This is a genomic window from Sporosarcina thermotolerans (assembly GCF_042658975.1).
Classification (GTDB): domain Bacteria; phylum Bacillota; class Bacilli; order Bacillales_A; family Planococcaceae; genus Sporosarcina; species Sporosarcina thermotolerans.
In genome coordinates this window covers 100526-126018 of sequence record NZ_JBHSRM010000001.1, presented here as the reverse complement: position 1 = coordinate 126018, position 25493 = coordinate 100526, and the positions used below count along the sequence as shown (strand labels likewise).

21 protein-coding genes are annotated in these 25493 nt (G+C 43.4%); 10 read left to right on the top strand and 11 right to left on the bottom strand.

The genetic code is table 11. The annotated features are described in order from the left end of the window. The first annotated feature begins 79 nt into the window (after positions 1-79). Positions 80-1144, top strand: a complete 1065-nt coding sequence (locus ACFPZG_RS00620) for a M24 family metallopeptidase (RefSeq protein ID WP_317940475.1) — start codon at positions 80-82, stop codon at positions 1142-1144. A 205-nt stretch (positions 1145-1349) separates the two neighbouring features. On the opposite strand, the gene ACFPZG_RS00615 is transcribed toward ACFPZG_RS00620, so the two are convergent. Continuing rightward, on the bottom strand, positions 1350-2276 hold the full coding sequence (locus tag ACFPZG_RS00615; protein ID WP_317940474.1) for an AEC family transporter: 927 nt from the start codon (positions 2274-2276) through the stop codon (positions 1350-1352). A gap of 277 nt (positions 2277-2553) precedes the next feature. Between ACFPZG_RS00615 and ACFPZG_RS00610 the strand changes: the two genes are divergently transcribed. After that, on the top strand, positions 2554-3138 hold the full coding sequence (locus ACFPZG_RS00610; RefSeq protein ID WP_381426366.1) for a hypothetical protein: 585 nt from the start codon (positions 2554-2556) through the stop codon (positions 3136-3138). Positions 3139-3179: 41 nt separating this feature from the next. Here the strand turns inward: ACFPZG_RS00610 and ACFPZG_RS00605 are convergent, their stop codons facing one another. The 3 genes from ACFPZG_RS00605 to ACFPZG_RS00595 form a co-directional block, all read right to left on the bottom strand. Further along, entirely contained in the window at positions 3180-3905 is a 726-nt protein-coding gene (locus ACFPZG_RS00605) for an amino acid ABC transporter ATP-binding protein (protein ID WP_317940473.1), read from the bottom strand. A gap of 15 nt (positions 3906-3920) precedes the next feature. Beyond that, the gene (locus tag ACFPZG_RS00600) at positions 3921-4553 is read right to left on the bottom strand and encodes an amino acid ABC transporter permease (protein ID WP_283734561.1); all 633 of its coding nucleotides are present in this window, start codon (positions 4551-4553) and stop codon (positions 3921-3923) included. 69 nt (positions 4554-4622) lie between these two features. Beyond that, positions 4623-5435, bottom strand: a complete 813-nt coding sequence (locus ACFPZG_RS00595; RefSeq protein ID WP_283733519.1) for a transporter substrate-binding domain-containing protein — start codon at positions 5433-5435, stop codon at positions 4623-4625. A gap of 122 nt (positions 5436-5557) precedes the next feature. On the opposite strand from ACFPZG_RS00595, the gene ACFPZG_RS00590 reads away from it, so the two are divergent. After that, on the top strand, positions 5558-5701 hold the full coding sequence (locus tag ACFPZG_RS00590; protein WP_317940472.1) for a hypothetical protein: 144 nt from the start codon (positions 5558-5560) through the stop codon (positions 5699-5701). 290 nt (positions 5702-5991) lie between these two features. Then, positions 5992-7476 (top strand): magnesium transporter, encoded by a 1485-nt coding sequence (gene mgtE, locus ACFPZG_RS00585; RefSeq protein WP_317940471.1) that lies wholly within the window; start codon positions 5992-5994, stop codon positions 7474-7476. A 67-nt stretch (positions 7477-7543) separates the two neighbouring features. Here the strand turns inward: mgtE and ACFPZG_RS00580 are convergent, their stop codons facing one another. The 3 genes from ACFPZG_RS00580 to ACFPZG_RS00570 all read right to left on the bottom strand — a co-directional run bounded on the left by ACFPZG_RS00580 (position 7544) and on the right by ACFPZG_RS00570 (position 10129). After that, the gene (locus tag ACFPZG_RS00580; RefSeq protein ID WP_381426365.1) at positions 7544-7723 is read right to left on the bottom strand and encodes a hypothetical protein; all 180 of its coding nucleotides are present in this window, start codon (positions 7721-7723) and stop codon (positions 7544-7546) included. 72 nt (positions 7724-7795) lie between these two features. Beyond that, the gene (locus ACFPZG_RS00575; protein WP_283733517.1) at positions 7796-9319 is read right to left on the bottom strand and encodes an acetyl-CoA hydrolase/transferase family protein; all 1524 of its coding nucleotides are present in this window, start codon (positions 9317-9319) and stop codon (positions 7796-7798) included. A 165-nt stretch (positions 9320-9484) separates the two neighbouring features. After that, positions 9485-10129, bottom strand: coding sequence for a LytTR family DNA-binding domain-containing protein (locus ACFPZG_RS00570; RefSeq protein WP_317940469.1), 645 nt, complete (start codon positions 10127-10129; stop codon positions 9485-9487). Between the two features lie 137 nt (positions 10130-10266). Here ACFPZG_RS00570 and ACFPZG_RS00565 point away from each other — a divergent pair, with 137 nt between their 5' ends. After that, the gene (locus ACFPZG_RS00565) at positions 10267-10896 is read left to right on the top strand and encodes a CBS domain-containing protein (RefSeq protein ID WP_283733515.1); all 630 of its coding nucleotides are present in this window, start codon (positions 10267-10269) and stop codon (positions 10894-10896) included. Between the two features lie 228 nt (positions 10897-11124). Here ACFPZG_RS00565 and ACFPZG_RS00560 read toward each other — a convergent pair whose 3' ends face one another. Next, complete coding sequence (locus tag ACFPZG_RS00560) at positions 11125-12387, bottom strand: MFS transporter (RefSeq protein ID WP_283733514.1); 1263 nt, start codon at positions 12385-12387, stop codon at positions 11125-11127. A 95-nt stretch (positions 12388-12482) separates the two neighbouring features. Then, complete coding sequence (locus ACFPZG_RS00555; RefSeq protein ID WP_317940468.1) at positions 12483-14093, bottom strand: M20/M25/M40 family metallo-hydrolase; 1611 nt, start codon at positions 14091-14093, stop codon at positions 12483-12485. Positions 14094-14369: 276 nt separating this feature from the next. Between ACFPZG_RS00555 and ACFPZG_RS00550 the strand changes: the two genes are divergently transcribed. Next, positions 14370-16439 carry a sensor domain-containing protein gene (locus ACFPZG_RS00550; RefSeq protein ID WP_317940467.1) on the top strand — a complete coding sequence of 690 codons (2070 nt, stop codon included), beginning with the start codon at positions 14370-14372 and terminating at the stop codon, positions 16437-16439. Between the two features lie 46 nt (positions 16440-16485). Further along, positions 16486-18423: a translation factor GTPase family protein gene (locus ACFPZG_RS00545; RefSeq protein ID WP_317940466.1), complete on the top strand. Its 1938-nt coding sequence runs from the start codon at positions 16486-16488 to the stop codon at positions 18421-18423. A gap of 259 nt (positions 18424-18682) precedes the next feature. Here the strand turns inward: ACFPZG_RS00545 and ACFPZG_RS00540 are convergent, their stop codons facing one another. Together ACFPZG_RS00540 and ACFPZG_RS00535 are read right to left on the bottom strand one after the other, a co-directional pair. Beyond that, positions 18683-19291: an SAM-dependent methyltransferase gene (locus ACFPZG_RS00540; protein ID WP_283733511.1), complete on the bottom strand. Its 609-nt coding sequence runs from the start codon at positions 19289-19291 to the stop codon at positions 18683-18685. A 96-nt stretch (positions 19292-19387) separates the two neighbouring features. After that, positions 19388-22522, bottom strand: a complete 3135-nt coding sequence (locus ACFPZG_RS00535) for an efflux RND transporter permease subunit (RefSeq protein WP_381426364.1) — start codon at positions 22520-22522, stop codon at positions 19388-19390. Between the two features lie 362 nt (positions 22523-22884). Between ACFPZG_RS00535 and ACFPZG_RS00530 the strand changes: the two genes are divergently transcribed. The 3 genes from ACFPZG_RS00530 to ACFPZG_RS00520 are packed head-to-tail and all read left to right on the top strand — an operon-like array spanning position 22885 to position 25493. Next, positions 22885-23832: a metal ABC transporter solute-binding protein, Zn/Mn family gene (locus ACFPZG_RS00530; RefSeq protein ID WP_317940464.1), complete on the top strand. Its 948-nt coding sequence runs from the start codon at positions 22885-22887 to the stop codon at positions 23830-23832. After that, positions 23833-24561 (top strand): metal ABC transporter ATP-binding protein, encoded by a 729-nt coding sequence (locus ACFPZG_RS00525; protein ID WP_317940463.1) that lies wholly within the window; start codon positions 23833-23835, stop codon positions 24559-24561. Positions 24562-24566: 5 nt separating this feature from the next. Then, on the top strand, positions 24567-25493 hold the full coding sequence (locus ACFPZG_RS00520) for a metal ABC transporter permease (RefSeq protein ID WP_283733510.1): 927 nt from the start codon (positions 24567-24569) through the stop codon (positions 25491-25493).

Here is a 25493-nt window from a genome sequence, read left to right as displayed (position 1 = left end):
TAAAAAATGCTCTCTATTATCTCCAGGCTTCCTATGTCATAGTAATAATGGGAATATTTCTATTAATGGGGGTTTTATAATGGAGAAATTAGTGAAGTTACGTGGTTCATTTGACGAATTAGGAATCGATGGGATGATTATTACGGATCCTTACAATCGGAGATACTTGACGGGTTTCACTGGTACTGCGGGGACTGTGCTTGTATCCAAAACGGAAGCGTATTTATTGGTCGATTTCCGTTATACTAGCCAGGCGAATGAGCAGGTTACGGATTTTACCGTGAAGGAAATCGATCGCATTATCATTTATGAGGAAATTTCAACACTTATAGATGACTTGGGAATCAAGAAGTTAGGTTTTGAGCAGCAGCATCAGTCTTATTTTTATTACTCCCAGCTTGTGAAGGCAATCAACCCAGAGCTTGTGCCTGTATCGAATGTCGTTGAGAAACTGCGGATGATTAAAAATGAATCTGAAATGGCTATTTTGAAAAAAGCTGCTGAAATTGCAGACGCTGCGTTCGAGCATATTTTGACGTTCATTAAGCCCGGGCGCACTGAAATTGAAGTTGCGAATGAGCTGGAATTCCATATGCGGAAATTAGGTGCTACTTCTTCTTCTTTCGATATGATTGTTGCATCTGGCGTTCGTTCCGCGTTGCCGCATGGAGTCGCAAGTGACAAAGTAATTGAGCAAGGTGATATGGTAACGTTGGACTTCGGTGCCTATTATCAAGGCTATTGCTCCGATATGACAAGAACAATTGCAGTCGGAGAGCCGGATCCGAAGCTAAAGGAAATCTATTCAATTGTCTATGACGCTCTCGAAAATGCGCTGTCAGGCATCAAGGTCGGAATGACTGGGAAAGAAGCGGATGCTTTGACCCGTGATTTGATTAGCGAAAAAGGGTATGGCGACAATTATGGGCATGGCATGGGGCACGGGATTGGCTTGTATATTCATGAGGACATTTTCATGAATCCGACATGCGAGCTGCTTGTTGAGGAAGGAATGGTGTTGACGGTCGAGCCGGGCATTTATATTCCAGGCCTTGGCGGAGTTCGGATTGAGGATGATATTATCATGAAAAAAGATGGAATTGAAATTATTACGAAATCACCTAAAGAGTTGATCATTCTTTGAAACAATGGACTTCCGGTTAGCTGGAAGTCCATTTTAATTCGGAGAGACGGAATATCGGTCATTTCCAGAGAGTTATCGGTCAAGTTCACAAACTTATCGGTCACTTTTAGGGAGTTATCGGTCACTTCGGCAAAGTTATCGGTCACTTTCACAAATTTATCGTCATTTCGTGACCTTTTACCTACCGCCCCACCTCACTCCTCAATCAAACAAACAACACCGTAGACAAATAAACTACAAATGTAACCGTGATTGCGCTTAAAACGGTTGAAAATAAAACAGTCTGCGCCGCCAAATCCGGATGTACGTCGTATTCCAACGCAAGTGTCGAACTGTTTCTTGACGTTGGGAAGGAACTTGCGATGAACAGAGATTGGGCGACTACGCCATCTATCCCGAAAATGAAAATGAGGAGCAGTGCCACGCTTGGTCCGATGATTAGCCTTCCGATGCTGCTTGTAACAATCGTCCGATTGACGATTGTCTTCAATTCGATTTGTGCAAGTTGTGCTCCCAACAACACAAGCGCAATTGCCAAAAATGCACCTGCCAGATGGCTGATAGGAGTCCATAAAAAGGACGGAATCGGGATTTGCAGCCAATTCAACAAACCGCCAAGAAGCATCGCGTGGATGACCGGCATTTTCAATAACGATTTTAGAATTTCCAACCCCGACTTCGTAGCGGATATCAAATTATATAATCCATATGTATACGTTAGAATATTTTGGAAGACCATCACGATAATTTGTATGGAAATGCCGAGAGGATTTGCATGAAATAGCAGCTGACTGACCGGTATCCCATAATTCCCGGAGTTGATTAATGAAATACTGTTTTTGAATATCGCCGCTTCCCCTCTTTCCAACTTCAATAATTTACTTAAAACCGTTGTAACAACAATTATTATTAAACTGAACGCAACCAAATAACCGATGATTTCCAATAGAATTTGCACGTCAATCTCTGTCTGATACAGATTAATGAAAACCGCGGCTGGCATAAGACAATATGTAATCAGATTCGAGATTGCTTTTAAATTGAATGCGAATTTCCTTTGCAAACCTGCCCCGACAAGGAGGAGGATTAAGATAGGTATAATGATATTAATGAAAATGGTTCCGATGAACATAGTGTCTCCCCCTGTTGTGAGGCTCTAATCCTCAGAAACTTCTTTCATTTAAGTATACAAGAAATTAATTTGTTTCTGTAATTAAAATAATAATCAGAAAACGGTAATTTATTGTGGTACAATAAACACAAAGGGTACAGTTACTTCGGGACGGTAAAGGGGGTTTCGTTTCGTCATGGATCGAATGAAGTTAATAAGAAAACCCAGAGTAATAATCCCCATCCTATTACTATTCATCATTATCGGGGCTTACTATTTTTCCAACAATAACTCATGCATGCGGAAAGCACCTCATTACGATTCTTTTATTTTTTTCAATCAACCAGTCGGTCAATTTGAGGTGAGTCAAAACATTGCAGGTGAAACAATCGATGAGAAGAATTATAAGCGATATAAACAGACGGAAGATGCGATGAAGGAATTTGGGAAATATATGCCTTTGCCTAAGGATGAACCTTATTTTGTCGAATGTACCTTTGGTGAAGTAGCGTATGCAGATGGGGAGCCTGTGCAGTTTACGCATATTGTCAGGCATCGGGATATGAAAATCGATGTCCGTAAGGGTGCGAAATGGGAATATAATAAACAGCTTACGTACGGCACGTATTATTATCGTGTCAGTAAAGAGCCTATCGCTTATTCCTTGGTGGACTCAGGGTTGGATGATGTGGAAACAATTTCGTTGGACGATGGAGTGGAAGCGCTGTTTAGGATAAATCTCATGGAGTGGAAGGATGACCGATTTTATTATCAGTTGTATCATAGCAACAGTTATCGGGAGCCTACTATTTTAACTTTTTTAGCGAATTCCTCTCGTGTCAATCTTAGTTATGTGCCTGAATGGGTGAGTGAGATAGATTGAGAAAAAGCAGCCCCCTATTACAATAGGAAGCTGCTTTTTACTCACACATTGACCATCTCCAAAAACTGCCGTGTCCGCTCGTTTGTTGAGTGGTTGAAAAATGTCTCTGGATCGGCATCTTCGATAATGACGCCTTCATCCAACATAATGATGCGATCCGCCACTTCTTTTGCGAATTTCATCTCATGCGTCACGGCGACCATCGTCATCCCTTCATTCGCAAGGTCCTGCATGACTTGAAGTACTTCACCGACAAGCTCCGGATCGAGTGCGGATGTCGGTTCGTCGAATAGCAAAGCTTTCGGTTCCATTGCAAGCGCCCGCGCAATGGCGACACGCTGCTTCTGTCCACCAGACAACTTATTCGGATAGACATCCGCCTTATCGGAGAGACCGACTTTTTCCAAAAGGGAATGTGCCAATTGCTTTGCCTTCCCCCTATCCGCCTTCTTCACGATCAACGGCGCTTCCATTATATTCTCAAGAACTGTCTTATGCGGAAACAGGTTGAAATGCTGGAACACCATGCCAACTTCAGCCCTAACTTGTGAAAGATCGTCCTTTTTCCGATCCACCGTACGGCCATCGATGGATATCGTCCCCTCTTCTGCCTTCTCAAGGAAATTCAAGCAGCGGAGCAATGTACTTTTTCCGGATCCGCTGACCCCGACCAAGACGACAACCTGACCAGGATTAATATCCAGATCAATCCCTTTCAAAACTTCCAATTCACCAAAAGATTTATGAAGATTCTTCGTTTTAATCATCTGTATTCCTCCCTATCAAGATCCATCCACATTCAATTTATTCTCATACAGCTTCAACAACCAAGTGAAAATAAGGACGAGGATGAGATAATACAATCCGACGACGAGGAATGTCTCAAACGGCAAGAAGTTCGCTGCAGCTTCACGATTCGCACGCGAGAACAACTCCGAAACCCCTATCAAATAAACAAGGGAAGAATCCTTCAATGTTATGATGAACTGGTTGCCGAGTGGCGGAATCGCACGGCGAAGCGCTTGTGGGAAAATAATACGGCGCATCGCTTGAGTTCGATTCATGCCGAGCGCAAGGCTTGCTTCACGTTGGCCACGGTCAATGCCTTGGATTGCACCTCTGAAAATCTCTGCAATATAGGCACCATTATGGATACCAAGCGCAATCGCCCCCGCCCAGAAATTCGACAGGACGACAATCGACGTAATTCCGTAATAAAGGAACATGATCTGTACGATGAGCGGCGTCCCTCGGATAATCTGAATATATAAGTTTGCAATCGTCTGTAAAAGTTTTGATTTTGATATTTTCATCAGTGCAAAGATAATTCCAAATGCGGTTCCCAAAACAACTGCAATCGCCGTTACCTTCAGGGTGACAAGTACCGCTTCGAGGAAACCCGGATAGGTGTTCATGAATACTTCGTAAAATGTTTTTATTGTTTCAGGCACTAATCAATCCCTCTTTCCATTACAAATCCATATTTACTCAAGCAATTCCGCATCTTCCAAGTCGATGTCTAACAGATTCCGTTTGAACCATTTTTGTGAGATTTCATCATAGGTACCATCATCGATAATTTCTTGGAGGGCTTGATCAATCGCGTCACGAAGCTTTTCATTATCCTTCTTCACCGCGATTGATGGCTGTTCCACCCATAATGGATTGCCGACCTCTTTAATTTCAAATCCATTTTCAATTGCTTCAAATCCGACGATGTCCGCCGTGATGACAGCATCCAAACGGTTTTCTACTGTCAAATCCTTAAGTGCTACAACGTCACTGGAATAATATTGGATATCGTCCGACAAAGTTTTCGCTGGCTCCTCATACGTAGATTGCGAGACGACACCGATCTTCTTCCCTTTCAAATCTTCTGGGGTCTTGATTTCGTCATTGTCCTTCGCAACCCAAATCATTCCGCCAGAGTAGTAGTAAGGCTCCGTGAACGCCGCCTGCTCTGCACGTTTTTTTGTGTAAGCCATCGAACCGATGATGGCATCATATTTATTCGCAACTAATCCTTGCAAGATCGTTTCAAACGGGTTCGTCACCGGATTAGCCTCCAAGCCCATCTTCTCCGCAATTGCCTTTCCGATTTCCACGTCAAACCCTGTCAACTCGCCATTCTCTTCAAAGTTGAACGGCTTATAAAGACCACTTGCCGCATATGTCAATTTACCTTTCTTAACAAGACCATACTCATTATCACTCGATTCGCCCTTGTCCTCTCCACATGCTGCGAGCACTGAAACAGTTGCTATAAGCAAGAATAATAGCGTTTTCCATTTTCTCATTCTAAAAAACTCCCTTTTGTCATCGACCGATGCCGAATTTATTTGCCTACTAACTCTCTTTCCCTATCATTTATCCAATAAACCTACTTTTTTTGGGGGAGATTGGTTGGGAGGGAGACTAATTGGTATTGGTAGCACCTATTGCAGGCATGTCCTTGAGGCGTTATCACCGACTTGGCGGGGTTTATCACCGACTTGAGGCTTGTTATCACCGACTCGGGCAACTTTATCACCGACTCTCGGGTGTTTATCACCGACTTGGATGAATTTATCACCGAATGGCTACAATTCAACTTGAAAAACTGCCCTTGGAATCATTTATCACCACTTAAAACATGTTTATCACCACTTAAATGTCCGTTATCACCACTTGGAACACTGTTATCACCACTCAGGGCATAGTTATCACCACTTGGACAAAAAAGAGCTGGCCCCAACCATTTATCACCGACTTGGCGGGGTTTATCACCGACTCTCGGCGTGTTATCACCGACTCGGGCAACTTTATCACCGACTCTCGGGTGTTTATCACCGACTTAGGCGAATTTACCACCGAATGGCTACAATTCAACTTGAAAAACAGCCCCCTTACAATCCCCCACTCTGTTTATCTAAACAACTATCAGGGGATAGACAGGTTATCGAGTACTTCATCGAAATAGTAAGTGAGGTGAAGAGAGTCATGTCAGTCAATGGAGGAAAAGAAGAGATTTCACGCGCAATTGTTCATTTATTAAAAGAAGGTCAGAAGAATACTTTCCAAAAGGTGATTAGTGAATTATCGCCATATGACACTTCAATTCACTACCGCAACTTGCCGCGAAAACGTAGAATCCTATTCTTGGAATGGCTCTCTTTAGATCAATTAGTGACCCTACTAAGATATTTGACACGTGGTGAACAGCTTCTTGTGCTAAAGAAAATCGGCCCAATCCGTTCTACAGAATTAATGGAGCTTTTGAAAAGTGACGAACTTACCCAACTACTCTCCGATTTGCCGGATAAAGAAGTTAATCAGTTGATCGCCCAGATGAAGGATGAGGAGAAAAAGGCGATACGCAAGCAGATGAAGTATCCGAGGAAATCTGCCGGGCGGGTGATGATCAGTCAGTATGTATGGGTTCACAAATCATATACTGTCCGAATGACGATTGATAAACTGAAACATTTTAGGGAGTTCGCGGATTACTTGAATTATGTATACGTCATTGATGATGAGAAGAAATTGATTGGCGTCGCTTCCTATCGGGACCTTCTGTTATGCAAACCGGAGAATCCCATTTCGGAGGTGATGACATCCGATATCGTCAAGGTCAATGAGAATACGAAACAAAGCGAAGTTGCGAGAATGATTGGACGCTATGATTTTCTTTCTGTACCTGTCGTAAATGATGAAAATATTTTGGTTGGTATTATTACAGCGGATGATGTGCTCGACATCGTTATACGTGAGGCGAATGAAGATATTGAAATGTTGTTTGCGTCTGGGAAGGAAATTGATTTTCATACAAAACCGGTTGTAGCTGCTTTTAAACGATTGCCTTGGCTCGTATTGCTATTATTCATCGGACTCGTTTCGGGAAGCATTATTGCCAAATTCGAAGCAACACTTGAAGCCGTTGTTGCGCTCGCCTTTTTCATGCCGATGATTTCGGGGATGACCGGAAATACTGGAACGCAGTCGTTAGCCATTGTCGTCCGCGGACTTGTGACTGAGGAACTGACGATGCAAAAGACATTCAGTCTCATTTTCCGCGAACTGCTTGTCGGCATCATGCTTGGTGTCATCAACGGCGTCATTATAGCCATCATCGCTTATTTTTGGCAACAAAACCTTGCGCTTGGTCTTGTCGTAGGGGCATCTCTCTTTGCAACTCTGATTATCGGCACACTCGCGGGCACTGTCATTCCACTTATTTTGAATAAATTCAAAGTCGACCCTGCCGTCGCGTCCGGTCCACTCATTACTACCATAAATGATATTTTATCCTTGCTTATTTATTTCGGTATTGCAGCGATGTTTATCTCGAAATTGATGTAAAGATTTTATTGGTCAAAGGCATTTGGCGCAATCGGATAATTGATTTTACAGTGGACTTTCCGCGAAATCATGGTCCTCCCGTACTTTTTTGATGAGTCGATAGTCCCGAGATGAGCATAACCCCATCGAACTCGAGCATACCCAGTCCAAACTCGAGCATAACCTCCCCAAACTCAAGCATAACACCATAAAACTCGAGCATAACTCCACCTAACTCGAGCAATTCCCGCTGGCATGTCATCGACACCATGCAAAAGCGACCCCATAGAAGGGATCGCTTTTTTGCGGTTTATATATTTTAATTCGAATGGCAGTGTACTTAAACTAACTCTTCCGTACGCTCAGTGCGTGGGCGCATTGTCCCGTGCTGCATCAAATTCGTATGCCATGAGAACGCTTTTTCAAGCACATGCGGTGTGTGGCCGCCTCGCTCAAGCGCTTCAGAGTAGTACTCCCATAATTGTGCACGGTACATTGGGTGCGCACAATTTCCGATGATCAATTCGACACGCTCTCTTGGTGCAAGTCCACGTAAATCCGCAAATCCGTGCTCCGTAACGATGACGTCGACATCATGTTCTGTATGATCCACGTGAGAGACAAATGGTACGATACTGGAAATGTCACCGTTTTTGGCAACTGACTTTGTCACAAAGATAGCAAGCCGTGCATTACGTGCGAAATCTCCAGAGCCGCCGATGCCGTTCATCATTTTCGTTCCAGTTACATGCGTTGAATTGACGTTTCCGTAAATATCCAGCTCAAGTGCAGTATTGATAGAAATCAATCCGAGTCGGCGGATAATTTCCGGGTGGTTCGAAATTTCCTGTGGACGCATGATTAATTTATCTCGATATTTATCTAAATTACTAAATACTTTATCCATCTTCTCTTGTGACAATGTAATTGAAGCGCATGAAGCCTTACGAACTTTACCCGCATCAATCAAGTCAAATACAGCATCCTGCAATACTTCCGAGTACACTTCAAGGTCTTCGAATTCCGAGTCTAACAGGCCATGAAGTACAGCATTTGCCTGTGAGCCGATACCTGATTGAAGAGGTGCCAATGAATTTGTCAATCTGCCGGACTCTACTTCCGTGCGTAAGAACGACAGTAGATGTCCAGCCATGATTTCAGTGTCCTCATCTGGTTGAGTGATTGTCGATGGAGAATCTGCTTGATGTGTAAATACGATTCCTTTGACTTTATCCACGTCTACTGGGATTCCGACTGTTCCGATCCGATCATCCACTTTCGTTAGCTGGATTGGATTCCGCTCGCCTTGTTTACCAGTATCATATAAATCATGGATACCTTCCCACTCCGAAGAATGAGCTGTATTTATCTCAATAATGATTGATTTTGCATGCTTTGCAAACGATAACGAGTTACCAACAGAAGTCGAAGGAATAATCATTCCGTCCTCAGTAACTGAAACCGCTTCCACAATTGCGAAATCAATTGGTTCAATTACACCTGCGCGAATCCACTCTGCTGTGTGAGATAGATGGTGGTCTACAAAAAGAAGTTCCCCGTTATTGATGCCGTTACGCATTGCTCTTTCCGCTTGGAATGGCAAACGCTTATTGATAATCCCAGCTTCCGTAAACAATCTATCTATATCTGATCCGAGTGAAGCACCTGTAAATACGTTCACCTTGAATTTTTCTGTTTCAGCGCGTTTTACCAAAGCCATTGGAACCGCTTTCGCATCACCCGCACGAGTGAACCCGCTTAACCCCAACGTCATTCCGTCCTTAACCCAAGAAGCCGCCTCTTCAGCAGAAACAATAACATTTTTCAATCCTTCATGTCTGATACGATCCATGTGGTTACCCATTCCCAACCGCTCCTTTGATTGTCTTTGGCTTAATCTTATCGCATCCAAAGGAACGAAAGGGAATTTGAGGATGAAAAACGATATTAGCGGATAAACAGCCATACATTTTGTCTAAAGCAGCATATTTTTGACTAAGCAACTGTTCAGCGCGCTTTAAGACCAAGATTAAAAACCCAATAGTTTTCTAAAATAACTTGAGTACGACTGACTGACAGGAATTTGTGCACCGTCACTCATAGATAACAAGAAAGTTGAGTGAGTGTCCGGAAAAATTTCTTTTATATGCGTCACATTCACGATGAACGATCGATGGCAACGGACAAAAAGATCATGCGGCAAGACATACTCAAAGTTTTGCAATGAATTCTTGTGGGTACCTGTAATATGATCGGCTACAACAACGGTCTTACGATTCTTTACTTCAATATAATTCACTTCCGAAAATGGAACAGGGACCCATCCGTCCTGTGTTTTCAAAGTGACAACCGATTTCCCTTCCGTATATGCCGGATAAATTGCAATAACACAGCCATCTATGACACCATCATTATGAAAAGGAACGGCCATACCATGATAAGGGACGCCGAAAACATCTCGGTTAATGAACTCCGAAGTTTTCTGGCCTTCTGTTAATGCTTTGTACGCAAGTGTCCCTTCCCTTACAGGATCACCAGGCCTGATTTTCAAATCAATCCGTTTGCTTGGTCGATAATAAACGTATTCTTTTGTATTCGATACAACGATGGATATTTCATCAGCAAATAATTCCCCGATAACATCTAAAAGGGAGTCCAAGTTCAACATGCCCATCCTTGCTCCTTTCTTTGAAAAGCTCTTTACTATAGATATAAGTTTTCATGTACAACATTCAACTTTTGAATTATAATGGAAGATACTAAGTAACAAAAAATTATGACAAAAAAGAAAAATCAAGGGGGACATTCAGCATGCATATTCGAGATTTAATCGTAGAAAGATTAGGAGTCGCAACGGTAAAAGTGGAACAAACTGTTTCCGAAACATACAAGAAAATTATTGAGACAGGATACCGCTGTATCCCTGTTGTAGATAACGATGATACGTATAAAGGAATGATCTATAAGGTCGATTTGCTCTCCTATTTATACGAAGAAAAAGGCGATGAACAAGGGTCAATCGAGCCTTTGTTAGAGCATCAAGATGTTTACGTTTATGAAGATGCTTCATTTTTAAGCGCCTTACTTAAAATCAAGGCATTGCCATTCATCAGCGTAGTAAGAAACGGCAAGCTTATTGGTATTGTAACGCATAATAAAATCGAAAGTGTGTTTGAAGATGCATTCGGCCTAAATACTGGTGGACTTAATATTACACTTGCCTCAACCGAAGCACGCGGCATGATCCGAAAATTGACAACGGTGTTAAAGGATGAAAACATCGAGGGCCTAATGACGCTCGACAATGGTTCTGCCCTTGCCCGAAGAGTTGTCCTCACGTTGGAAAACGGAAAATCTGGAGAAGAAGCAACTAAAATACGTGAAAAATTAGAGAAAAACGGCTTTAGAATCTTACAAATGCAGCAAATTAAACCGAGATAAGAACAAAAGCGCAGGGCGCCTGCATAGCAGGGGTTCGCAGTCTAAGGACGCCGCGTCCTGCGGCAACGACTGCATGACCGGCATCCTGCCGGCCTCTGGCATAAGGCAAAGTTGCGGCGTGGTGCTTTTTGCCACAAAGCAAATTTGACTTATGACCCGAGCTTCTGGCGCACGGAGTATAGACGTAAAATAAAAAACAGGCGAATTCGCCTGTTTTTTTATATCGCCTTATACAGCTTCACTCGCCGGCTTCGGAACCATCCGCAATAGAATCCCACCGATGATGAACAAGATCACCAAGCTAAACACTCCGTATGCCGAGCTTCCCGTTGCATGGGCAGTAACCCCCAATAACATTGGTCCCATGACGGCAGCGAACTTCCCAAAAATATTATAGAAACCGAAAAATTCATTGGATTTCTCTTTCGGTACAAGTTGAGCGAAATATGAGCGGCTCAATGCCTGGATACCGCCTTGGGAGGTCGCGACGAGCATTGCAAGTATCCAGAAATCCATCACTGACGATAAGAAAAACGCGTAAATACAAACGATAATATAAACGAAAATCCCAACATATAACATTGCCTTCACCGAAAACCTCTTTGCAAGCCTACCGTATATAAGTGCAAATGGCGCCGCAACGACTTGAGTGACGAATAGGACAATCAAAAGATCGGTCGAACCGATACCCAAATCCGTTCCATATGCTGTGGACATCGAAATGATCGTTCCTACTCCATCAATATAAAAGAAATATGCTAATAAAAAGATGAAAACTGTTTTGTACTTCTTAATTTCCTTAAACGTTTCTCCAAGTCTTCGGAAGCCGCTTGCAAGAATCCTTGGTTCCTGTTCAATTCCATGAAGTTGTACAACATTCTTGAGCATCGGAATCGTGAACGTGAACCACCAAATTCCCGTAATGACGAATGCTAACTTTGTTGCTACCGCCATCGAAAGCGGAATCACTCCGTTGTCAGCTAAAAGAATGATTGCAATACTGATAATAAACGGAATCGTACTACCGATATACCCTAACCCGAATCCACGAGCAGACACTTCATCCATTTTCTCCACAGGGGTCACATCGACCAAAAATGCATCGTAAAATATATTTGCCCCATGGAATCCGACGGCCGTTATCGTATAAATGATCAACAGCGGCAGCCATGTACCGTCAGGCACAAATGCCAAGGAAATCGTCGAAAGTGAACCAATTAGGAAAAAGGTTAAGAAAAACTTCTTTTTTAATCCCTTATAATCCGCAATCGTTCCTAAAATCGGCCCAATCATCGCTAAGATGAACGTGGCAATCGCAACGGTATACGCCAAATACGCTGTCGAATGCGATGACTCAACACCAGCACTCGTCGCCACTGACTTGTAGTAAATCGGAAAAACTGCTGTTGTAATAATAATTGAATAGGCCGAGTTCGCCCAGTCGTAAAACATCCAACTCTTTTCCGTCTTATTAAACTTCTTATTCCCCATTCCCCCACCCCTTTTCAAGAACCTTCATTATAGTCTATAAATACAGTGTACAATTAATAGCCTTGAAACAATAGGTTTTAACTATTAATTTTCTGTTAAGCCTTCACTTCCGCAAACATGCTTTCAATTACTTTGGTCAAAACAAATGGCGTATACTTGAATGCACTTTCCTTGTGAAGACGTTCGGTTAGCTTATGCGCGTCTTTTCCAAATGGCCCGATATTCATCACAGGGGATTGAAGCTGTTGCATCTCCGTAAACGGAATACTATATGTATCTCCCCACACTGGCGTGTTATTTTTGAAAGACTGCCATCCAGTATCCGCCGAATCGTAATTAACGTAGCTCAAATCGGATATTCCATTGAAATAATGCACTTGAGTTGCATTAACATTGAATTCCTCTTTCAACACCCTTTTCGTCAAAGCAATCTTATCCCGGACCAATTCATTATTAGATGAATTGACGGCAGGATAATATGGAGGTGCGTAAAACAATATAGTCGCTGGAGCGAGTTCCTGGCAAATCCTCATTAAATCATCGGTAATCTGCATGGACATTTTCCGTTCGTCAAACGAATCATCAGCCTCTGCGTTTTTAATAATACCCTCTACTTCAGTTGCGCCTAATTTCTTAATCGCATACTCAAGCAATTCCGTGTATTCCAAAACTCGGATATCCCCAATCGGTGTGACGCCCTCCCGTTCACAAATTGCCTTATAGTCATTCGTACATTCAGCCATCGCATTGACAGCGGTATGTTTAAAAATCGTCATAATATCATCTGCATTTTGTCGCATTAAAAAGACATTATATAGAGCCGCAGTATGATGAGAAGTCTGTACGGAATAATCTTCCTTCAAGTCAATCTCTTGTAAACAAACGGGAAGCGGGGTTTTTTCTCCGTATTCCTCTTCAACAAAATGTGGATTGAACTCCATTGCTTTTGTAAGATAGGATGCCATATAATGACCCGTTATCCCACTTAACGGTTCCCCGGCATGGGTTTCTCTCCCATAAAAAAGCGCTGACGGCATAATTTTTCCGATTGATCCCGAGTAGATATAATAGTTTGTATCCTGCGGTTTCTGTGAAAATGAAGGCTCGCCATTCAAAAATAATTCATATTGTAGACCATATTCTGCCCTTAACTCGAGTAACCCCTTTACCGAAGCCCTCATTCCCGAAGAATTCACTTCTTCATCCGGTACTGTCAATAAAAGAAGGTTGATTGGCCATTTTTCAATGCTTGCCTTTTCCAGGAGATGAAGATGTAAAACAAGCCCCATCTTCATATCCATCGTTCCCCGACCGAATAGATAGTCATTGGATTTCAGGTCAGCTTGTACATCCTCGGGTAGATCGGTTATCCTTTTCTTCAATTCTTCCGTAAGTGCGCTCGGATTGAATGCTAACTCTTCCAAGCCACCAAACTCTTCTATATGTACAGTATCGAAATGGCTGATTAAGACAATTGTTTTATTCGTAACCCCACTATCGTAATACGCTGTAACCGCATTTCTGCCCTTACCTGCATCGTGAAAATGGATATGAGAACTGTTTTCTTGAAAGTAGTGCATTTCCAAAATCTTTTTTAAAATTCGTGTTGCAAACTCAATTTCCCCCTCAGTACCCGTTCGACTATCCCAACCTACCACTTCGCATAATAGATCTTCAAGACTCTCCGGAGTGTTCCACTTCATCATTTTTAAGCCCCCCATTTATCTGCCTTTCAAATAAAACTATGCCAATCTGTTTATTAGTTAGATTCTCCACGTGATAGATGTATCCCTTTTTTTCATTCTTCTATACTTGATAGGAGCTAAAAAAAAAGTAACACGATTGTACGGGGGTATTTGATAATGCTATAATTAATAATAATTAGTAATTTCTTGGCCGTTTGCAACTTTAGACCTAACCACTACTACAAAAATCTATCTCCGCAAATCTTGCGCTGTTTTGTATAAGAAAGGGATTATTAAATGCAACCTTCAGATATTGACTGTCCATCCATAAATGAGATATTCAACAAGACGCTGAAAATCCTTCGTAATATTGAAAATGCACTTGATTACTCTTCCGTTGTTGCGATAACAGATACAAAAGGCGTCATTACATATGTCAATGAAAAGTTTTGTGCATTATCCCAATACACAAGTGACGAGCTGATTGGGAAAACCCATCGGATCATTAATTCTAAATATCATCCAACGAGCTTTTTCAAAGAAATGTGGAGTGTGATTCAAAAGGGTGAGGTTTGGCAAGGCGATATTTGCAACAGAGCCAAGGATGGTTCCAATTATTGGGTAAGCACAACAATCGTTCCTTTTCTCGATACCAACGGAAACCCTGAACAATATATCGCTATCCGCCATGATATAACGGCTCGTAAGAGGGCTGAAGAATCTCTTGAAATCGCATTGCAGAACGACTTTCGAACAACCGTGAAAAACTTACAGAATGCTATTTTTAAATATACGACAGCGGAAGACGGCTCTATTGTCTTTACTCTTTTTGAAGGTCAAATCAAAGAGAGTCTCGGAATTTCGGTAGAACTGTTGAATAACAATGAAGTTGACCATTCATTTACCGATGAAGAGTTAGGAACGTTTAAAAATTATCTACAAGAAGGAGTGGCCGGGAAGACTGTCCAATTTGAGTTAACCTATGACGGCCACTCGTTCCTTGTTTACCTTTCTCCGATTGCAAAAGACGGGAAAATTGTTGAAGTCGTCGGCACTGCCAGTGATATTACAGAACGCGTCAAAGCCGAAAAAGCCATAGAACATATGGCGTATTTTGATTACTTGACCGGCTTGCCAAACAGAAGGAATCTACAGGACAAAGTGAAACAAAAAATTAGTCAGACGGACAATCAATTCGCCCTTCTTTTCTTGGATTTGGATCGCTTTAAAAACGTCAACGATACATTAGGCCATCATATTGGTGATAAATTGCTCGTTGCGGTTTCGGAAAGACTACAAGACTTTGTTTCTGAAAATGAAACCGTAGCTCGGCAAAGTGGGGATGAATTTATTCTCCTGATAGATTTCACGGACAAGGCTGAACTGATCAGAAGCATCGACAATATTGTAGAAGGAATTTCCCAACCCTATCTTCTTGCTGACCAGGAAGTCTTCGTTGACCCAAGCATCGGGGTAGCTTTGTATCCTGAGGACGGTCGGGATTACAATACATTAATGCGCAATGCAGATTCCGCAATGTATGTGGCAAAAGAGGCTGGCAAAGGAACATTCCGCTTTTTCACAGAGGAACTTTATGAAAAATTGATGGAAAAGACCTTCTTTGAACGTGAGCTTCGCCAGGCTTTGGATAAAAATCAGTTCGAACTCCATTACCAACCACAATATGATTTGAAAACAGGTCAGATTAAAGGTTTTGAAGCTTTGGCAAGATGGAATCATCCCGATCAGGGATATATCCCACCTGCAAGATTTATTCCTGCTGCTGAAGATAACGGGTTCATCCTTCAACTTGGAAAATGGGTGTTGAAAACTGCCTGTGCCCAGGCAAAGGATTGGCAAAATAATGGTTTTCCAGCACTCCGTATTAGCGTCAATGTCTCAATGAGGCAATTCAGCCAGCCGACATTTGTTGAAGATGTTAAAAGAATCTTAGCCCAAACCGGCTTGCATCCGTCTTATTTAAACTTAGAAATCACGGAAAGTGTAATGTCCGATGTGCAGCATTGCAAATGCATCTTACAGCAACTACAAGAACTTGGCGTGTCTGTCAGTGTCGATGATTTCGGGACGGGTTACTCTTCCCTTCTCTATTTGAGTAAATTTCCAATCAGTCACTTAAAGATCGACCGGGCATTTATAAGGGAACTAAGCAAAAACAACTCAATGATTGTAAAAGCAATCATCGAGTTGGCAAATAACCTTGGATTAAACGTCATTGCTGAAGGGGTCGAGACAAGTGAACAGGAAGAATTCCTTGAACAATTGTCCTGCAATGAAGTGCAAGGCTTCCTTTATTCCAAACCCCTCCCTCCAGATGAGATAAAACAGCTACTAAAAGACTTATAACCGCACTCCTTTAAGGGGTGCGATTTTTTCAAGATCGAGGTGTACTATGTACAAAACAATTGGAATCGTTGCCCATGTCGATGCGGGTAAAACCACTTTTTCCGAGCAACTGCTCTTCCATACGAATAGCATTCGCCAAAGAGGGCGCGTCGATCATCGTGATGCCTTCATGGATAGCCATGATATCGAGAAGAATCGCGGGATTACCGTCTTTGCGGATCAGGCAACCTTCACTTTCAATGACTCACACTATACGATTATCGACACGCCGGGACACGTAGACTTTTCACCCGAAATGGAAAGGGCCATCCAAGTGATGGATTTCGCCATTATCATCATAAGCGCCGCGGATGGTGTGGAGGGTCATACGGAAACTGTTTGGCAGTTATTGAAAAAACACGGTGTTCCGACTTTCTTCTTTTTGAATAAAACCGACCGGGAAGGCGTCGACTTGGGAACTGTTATAGATGAAATAAGGGGTAGTCTAACGGATGACATTTTTGATTTGGCAGAGTTGGCTAACGGCGGTATATCGGAGGAACTTATTGAATTCATCGCGGAGCGTGATGAGGCATTGTTAGAGCGGTATATGGATACCGGTTATGATGAAGCGATTTGGCTGGACGCTTTAAGGCGGATGATCAGTAGGCGCGATGTCTTTGCATATGGTCACGGCTCTGCGTTAAAAGATATTGGTGTTCTTGGATTTCTTCGTGGGTTCGACCAACTCACCGCTACGTATTATTCAGATGTAGGCGATTTCGCGGCGCGTGTCTATAAGGTCAGGCACGACGAAAACGGACAGCGCGTGACGTTTTTGAAGGTAATCGATGGAGTAATACAAGTTCGGGATGAGATTGCCTATGGGGAAAAAGTGGAGAAGATCACACAGATTAGACAGTACAACGGGAATAAATTCAAGGCGATCGATGCAGCACACGCTGGAGAAATCATTGCGGTGACCGGATTGACGGAAGCCGGTGCTGGGGATCCGATTGGTGCTCTGACTGGAAAAGCAGGATTTGACCTCATCCCGACATTGACGTCAAAAGTCATTTTCAATCCAGCGATCAACGTGAAAGAAATGCTCCGCTGCTTCAAAATTTTAGATGCGGAAGACCCTTCGCTACATGTCGTCTGGAATGAACAAGTCCAAGAAATCCATGTCCATGTAATGGGCGTCATCCAACTCGAAGTATTGAAGCAGATTGTCAACGAACGCTTTCATTTCGATGTATCTTTCGGTGATCCTAAAATCCTTTATAAAGAAACGGTTGGGTCTGCTGTAATTGGGTATGGTCATTTTGAACCTCTAAAGCATTACGCTGAAGTTCATTTAAAAATTGAACCGGCGGAACGGGACAGCGGAATTTCCTTTGACAATGTCTGTCACGCCAATGACTTATCCATCGGCAATCAAAACCTTGTGCGTACACATATTTTCGAATGCCCACATCATGGTTTATTGACAGGGTCCGCATTGACCGACGTGAAAATCACCTTGCTAACAGGTAGAGGTCATAACGAGCATACATCCGGCGGCGATTTCAGAGAAGCGACATTCCGTGCATTGCGGCAAGGACTGGAGAAGGCGGAGAATGTTTTGTTGGAGCCGTATTATGATTTTAAGATCAAAGTCGAGATGGATCATATTGGACGTGTACTTTCAGATATCCAGCAAGCTTTCGGAACTTTTGGGGCGCCCGAAACAATCGGTGGAAAAACTGTCGTGATAGGCCGCGTCCCTGTCGCCACATTCATGAATTACAGCACGGTTTTTGCGTCATACACAAACGGAAAGGGTGCGCTCACATTGCAGTTCGGCGGTTATGATGAGTGCCACAATGCATCTGAAGTGATTGAGGCAATCGGCTACAATAAAGACGCTGATCCAGAATACACGTCGACGTCAATTTTCTGTGCGAAAGGCAAGGGCTATCCGGTCCCATGGGATGAAGCGGAAGCCGCGATGCATTTGTTGTGATTGGTTGGTTAAGAGCATTAGGCGCGACTGGATATTCACTTTCCCGCGGTAATTTATGTTGCCCGCGGACAGGTCGAGCCTCGCCAAATGCCTTTGGCCAATTAGGAAACTTACTTTGCTGTGAGTTCGTTATAGGTGAAAGGTCACAAAACGACGATAACTTTGTGAAAGTGACCGATAACTCGCGGAATTTGACCGATAACCAGCGGAGAGTGACCGATAAACTTGTGACATTGACCGATAACCCCGGATCTCCACTTCACCCGCCCATTCGATAGATCAAAAACCGTTCATTTTCATTTTTATCATACAACTGGTCAACTTTAATTTCCTTCCACAGTTCAAACTGCGTATGGTTGTCCATGAATTGCACATATTCAGCCGTTGGATAATAAAGGATGATATCAACCAAGCGTTGTTCTGATTCTGCGGACCAAAGAATATTCCAGACTACCTTCATGAATACCTGTATTGAGAACGGATTAAAGAAATAGAACCGGTTTTCCGATGCATCAATTTGATATTCCTCCGCCAAGCAACGTTCAAAACGTATCGCTCCGCCTGCATGCTTTGCTTTTCGCCGGTAGCTTGCTAAGTTCACAATCGCGTCCTGATAGAGCTGTCCATTCATCTCAATCCCAGCCACCGATGAAGAAAAATGATGATGGACATAAAATGAAACGCGCGCCTTGCCACATCCGAAATCGACAAAACCATCATCCCGCCCTAACTTATACTCGTTGAAAAGCGTATCGAGTGCTTCATATGGTGTTGCTTCGTAGCGATTATAATGAGGAGACTGGCTTAACAATTCAAGTGTCCCAGCCGTTTTTATTTGAAGAAGTTTGTCATACTCTTTTTCATTCATACGAAAACCACCTACCCTATTCCTCATTGTACTTGGCTTCGCGTATAAATGCCAAAACACGGTTCCATGAAATTACCATGGAAACCGCGTTCGGGTTCACTTACTATTTAATTGCGTCAGCGGGTCAACCACCCTTCCTACTAACCGCTTCCTACCGCGACTTTTCTCCGCCTCAATCACTTTCTCATTTCGTGTAAACAGTCGATACACCGATGGGATCAATAGCAATGTAATGAACGTCGCAAACAGCAATCCGGAAATCAACACAGTTGCGAGCGGGGCCTGGTAATTGCCCGATGCACCAGAAGCAAGAGCAAGCGGCACCATTCCGCCAACCGTCGTCAATGTCGTCATGAAAATCGGGCGAATCCGGTTCCTGCCCGCTTCAACCAAAGCTGCTTCCATCGACATTCCAGCCCTACGAAGCTGATTCGTGCGGTCAATCAATAGGATTGCATTATTCAACACAATGCCAATGAGCATGATGATTCCCATCCCGGACAATAGATTCAATTCCATTTGCGTCACGAACAATCCGATAATGACGCCGATTACTGCCATCGGAATGACGGACATGACAATGAGCGGATGCCCTAAATGATTGAACTGTACCGCCATTACAAAGTAGACGAGGAAAAGCGCAATCCCTAACACAAACAGCATTTCCATCATGAGCTGCTGTTGCTGTTCGATATCGCCGGCTACATCGATTGAATAACCGGTCGGTGCATTGAATTCGCTAATGACTTTTTGCACGTCGCGATTGATCGCACCTAAATCTCTACCTTCAATATCCGCTGAAACCATGATGAATCGGTCCCCGCCACTATGCGTGATTTCGTTAGGTGTGCGAACAGCTTCCAAGTGAAGAAACTCCGATAGTTTTTTGTCGCCTTCCATCGTCGCGATTTCCAAATTGAAAAGTGTATGACTTGAATCCGTTTTTTCATTCCAGCTTACGATGAGCGGCACATTTTCGCCGTCCAATGCCATTTGTCCAATAGGCATTTCAATGAAAGCCTGTTCAATGAACTGCTTCACGTGTAGTTGCGATAAACCTGCATCCGCAATCGCCTTCTCGTTTAACACAATCCTCTTTTCCTCGGATGTGCGCTCCATCGAGTTTGTGATCCCGACAATTCCTTCAACTTTGCCAAGTTGCCCCATGAAATCCTCCGCAATTGCCTGCAATTGACCAAAGTCTTCCCCTTTGATCATCACTTGTACTGGCGCACCGCTAACTTCGGACAGAGCAAGTTGCACAGTTCGTATCGGCTCCGTTTCCTGGAATTCACGGAGCGACCGTAAAATCTGTTCATTCACTTCCTTCTGCTCGTGAACGACTTTCTCATCTTTCGTCATATTGACGATGACAAACATTTCACTGCCCCCGTTATCCAACACATAACTTGATTCGACATCTTCAATTCCCGCCAACCTGTCGTTCATCAATCGCGCAATCCGCTCTTTTTCAGCGGGCTCCACTCCTGTTTCCACCACGACAACGAGTTCACTGTATCGATTAAAAATGTCCGGCATAACGGTCATCGGTATTTTATTCACAAGGAGAAGCGAACCTGCGAAAAGTCCGAAAAAGAGTGCGATGACAAGTACACAACGGCGCCTTTTCGCAACAATCCATGACACAATCGCATTGTATCCTTTACTAAAACGGCTCTCTTTTCGGCGATCCATGCTGCCCCGATACCGAAGAAAATTCTCCGAAAGGACAGGAATGAGCGTGAATGCTACAAGCACCGAGCTTATCAATGTAAGCGCAACAACAATCGCAAGGATGATCATGAACTCACCCAATCCCCCGCCGATAAAACCGATTGGCAAGAATACAACGATTGTCGTCAGCATGGATGCAAACACGGCACCCGCAACTTCCTTCGTACCTGCAAGAACTGCCTCAAACTTCGAGATCCCAAGCTCCCGCTGTCGATAAATCGATTCCAAAATGACGATCGACGAATCCACCATCATTCCGATCCCGAGTCCAAGCCCGATAAGCGTCAGCATATTGAGACTGTATCCAAGCACATATACCGTTAAAAAGGTCAGCAACACCGATGTCGGAATGGACACCGCTATGATAAGCGTCGCACGGACATTTCTTAGGAATAAAAGCAAAATCGCAATCGCCACGACACTACCAATCAGAATATTGACGACGACCCCATCGATCGATTCTTGCACGAAATCTGCTTGCGCCACCATTTCATTCAACGTAAAGCCCTTCACAAGTCCTTCGTCACGCATTTTTTGAATTTCAGCACGGACGGCCTTCGCCATGTCGATCTGCGTAATATTCGCAGCCCTACCTACCTGAATGAACACCAATTCCTTCGTATCGTTTTTCCATACGAAAGACGAACTTTCCCGAGGCGTTAGTGAAACGTCCGCAATCTCCTTCAGTTGAATGAACCCTTCCGCCGTCGGAATTTCGATACGCTTCACGTCGTCGATATCTGCAAACTTCGAATTCCAGCGTAGAAGTGATGCATCGCTGCCATCCTGCAGTTCGCCAAGTGTTGCTTCCGAATTCGCCTGTGCGATGAACCCTGCTACTTGCGAAATATCCAATCCACGTTTTTTCATTTCTTCCCGATTGAAAGCAATAGACACTTCCTGCTCCGCCACTCCAGATAGATTAACATCTTGAACTTCCTTTAAACTTTCAAGCCGCGGTTCAAGCACATCCTTGGCAAACGCAGTCATTGCTTGAAGATCATCGCCCGACAGATCCATGAAAAACTCATAGCCCGGACGGACGCCAAATTGATAGGCTGCGGCTTCCCTTATTTCCGGATGGCCTGCTTTTGTTTCATTCACCGCAGTCTCAATATATTTCATAACCTTTTCGCTTTGCCCACGGGCAATCGTTATATTGAAAGTGCTACTCCCTACTGCCGTCGTCGATTGAATCTCCTCAACACCTTCAATTCCTGCGAGCCGTTGCTCCAAAGGTGAAGTGATGAACCGCTCCATATCCGTCGCAGCCATATCTCCCGCATCGATGTAGACAACCGCCCCATCCATCCCCACCGACGGCATAATCTCCTTATCCAGTTTAAAAACCGCAAAGCTCCCCAAAGCTACAACAAGCACCGACAATAAACCGACCAAAACCTTCTTCCGAACGATGAACTCCAATACTTTCACGACCATACCCCTTTCCTTGCCATCGGTACTTAGCTTAACAAGTTTTCCCAACCCTAATAACATGCTTCAGACGGATTCTTTCTCAGACTTTTGACGTAATTTGCAAACGGACTTTTAGATTTTTTGAAATAAGGCTATTGACAAATGTAGCCTCTTGAATTACTTTTAACTTAGAAATAGTTTCCTTGAGGAAACTTATTTGACCGGGGAAAGGAGTTTCAAGGATGTGAATTAGAAAAAAGTCATCCTGTCACTGAATTTGTATAGCAACATATTAGACGTTTGTGAATACTATCTCTATGAGAGACCATTTTGATTGGAAATGGTAGGCTAATTTCCTTTTAAAAGTAGGACTTCATTTTTTTAAGCAAAATGTTGCACAAGGGAAACTTTATTCAATGATTATTAATTAGGAGGAAATTGAATTGAGAAAAAAAAGATTAAGCGTAATTTTAGCAGGGTTGTTGTTATCATCCCTTTTAGTATTGGGGGCATGTTCCAAAGGGAAGACGGATGATAGCAGCTCAGATGGCAAAATCAAAATTGTCACGACGATTGCACAAATTGCTGAGCCGATATCCATTATTGGCGGCGATCACGTTACAGTGGAAAGCTTAATGGGGGCAGGTGTTGACCCTCATTTATACAGAGCGACACAAGGAGATATCAAGAAATTGGAGAACAGTGATATTGTCTTCTATAGTGGTCTAAACCTTGAAGGGAATATGGGAGAAGTATTTGCTAGTATTAGCAGCAAAAAGCCTGCGATCGGTATTGCTGATTCCATTGCACAAGAAAGTCTACTAAAAGACGAGAATGGAGCAGTTGACCCGCATGTCTGGTTTGACATTGATTTGTGGAAAATCGCTCTCGGGACTGCAACAGATGAATTAATGAAATTTGCTCCAGAACATGCAGATGAATTTAATGCGAACAAGGAATCCTATTTTAAAGAACTTGATGCACTTCTTGCGGAATCAAAAGATAAACTCAGCCAAATTCCTAAAGAAAAGCGTGTATTGGTTACAGCCCATGACGCATTCGGTTATTTCGGGCGCGCTTTCGATATTGAAGTGGTCGGTTTACAAGGGTTAAGTACGGAAGATGAAATTGGAATTTCCGATATCGATGATACGATTGCCATACTGACGGAGTATAAGATTCCTGCAGTATTTGTGGAAAGCAGTATTAACCAAAGCTCGATAAAAGCTGTGATTGAAGGAGCTGGAAAACAAGGGCTGGATGTGAAGTTAGGCGGCGAACTGTTTTCTGACGCAATGGGAGATGCTGGTACTACAGAAGGAACGTATATCGGAATGTATAAGCATAACGTGAATACAATACACGATGCACTCTTAGGGGAGGGGAACTAAATGTCTGTACTTAAGGTTGAAAACCTTTCCGCATCTTATAGGAAAAACAAAGTGCTTTATGACGTGAATTTTGACGTTCAACCTGGGTCCTTGACGGGTATCGTTGGACCTAACGGCGCTGGGAAGTCCACTTTGATAAAAGTGATACTTGGATTACACCCATCATTGTCTGGAAACGTGTCGTTTTTCGATTCGACTCTTGCTAAGACAAAATCAAGAGTCGGGTACGTTCCCCAAAGAGGATCAGTTGATTGGGATTTTCCTACAAACGCTTTGGATGTCGTACTAATGGGGCTTTACGGTAAAGTCGGATGGTTTAAATGGCCATCCAAGCAGGACAAAGAACTCGCGATGGAATCGCTCGCTCAAATGGGAATGGCGGATTATGCCGATCGACAAATCAGCCAATTATCAGGAGGTCAGCAACAGCGGGTATTCTTGGCACGAGCGCTTGTCCAAAATGCAGATCTCTATTTCATGGATGAGCCGCTCGTCGGCGTAGACGCAGCTACTGAAACGGCCATCATGACAACATTGAAGCATTTAAAATCCGCCGGCAAGACGGTAATGGTGGTCCATCATGATTTATTGACGGTGGAAGATTACTTCGACCATGTCATGCTTTTGAATAAAACCATTGTTGGATATGGGAAAACGAAGGATATCTTCACAAAGGAGAATGTACAAAGAACATACGGCGGGACATTACGCTGGATGAAGGAGGCCTGATCACTATGTTAGATGTATTTTTATCTCCTAACGCGCAGTGGGTTCTGCTCAGCACATTGATATTAGGGACAGCTTCCGGAATGATTGGCTGTCTGGCCTATTGGAAGCGACAAAGCCTGATGAGTGATGCATTATCACACGCTGCATTGCCGGGTGTCGTGATCGCTTTCTCCATTATCGGGTACAAAAATTTACCTTTTATGATTTTAGGAGCTGCTGTCAGTTCATTCCTTGGTGCATGTTTTATCCACTGGATCCGCTCGTCCAGCCGGGTGAAGGAAGATGCTGCGATGGGAATTATCCTATCCGTTTTCTTTGGGCTCGGCGTCATGCTTATGACGGTCGTCAGCCGCACTGGCGGTGGCAATCAAGCCGGTCTCGATAGTTTCATTTTCGGTCAGGCGGCATCAATGGTTCGAACAGATGTCTATACAATGCTGATTGTCGCTATTATCGTCATTTCGGTCATCATTATCGCATACAAGGAATGGAAGCTTTTCTTGTTCGACGCAAACTTTGCAAAGGGCCTCGGACTTTCAACTTCGCTTATGAATGGCGTCTATCTAACGATGCTCGTGCTTGTCATCGTCATTGGCATCCAAGCGGTTGGTGTTATTTTAATGGCGGCATTAATGATCATTCCAGCTGTCAGCGCTCATTACTGGACCCATTCATTCAAGCAGATGCTGTTCCTTTCAGCCATTTTCGGCGGGGGATCCGGCATGATTGGAACGCTAATCAGTACAATGGGCAAAGGGTTGCCGACTGGACCATTTATCGTCATCGCTTCCGCTACCATCTTCACCATTTCGCTTGTGTTCGGAGCACAACGCGGATTGTTGGTTCGTGCAATCCAACTAAGGATGCAACGGAAACATCATAATGTGGGGATTCATTCCATTTCTCGCCAAACTGTGAAGGAGGGCGAATAA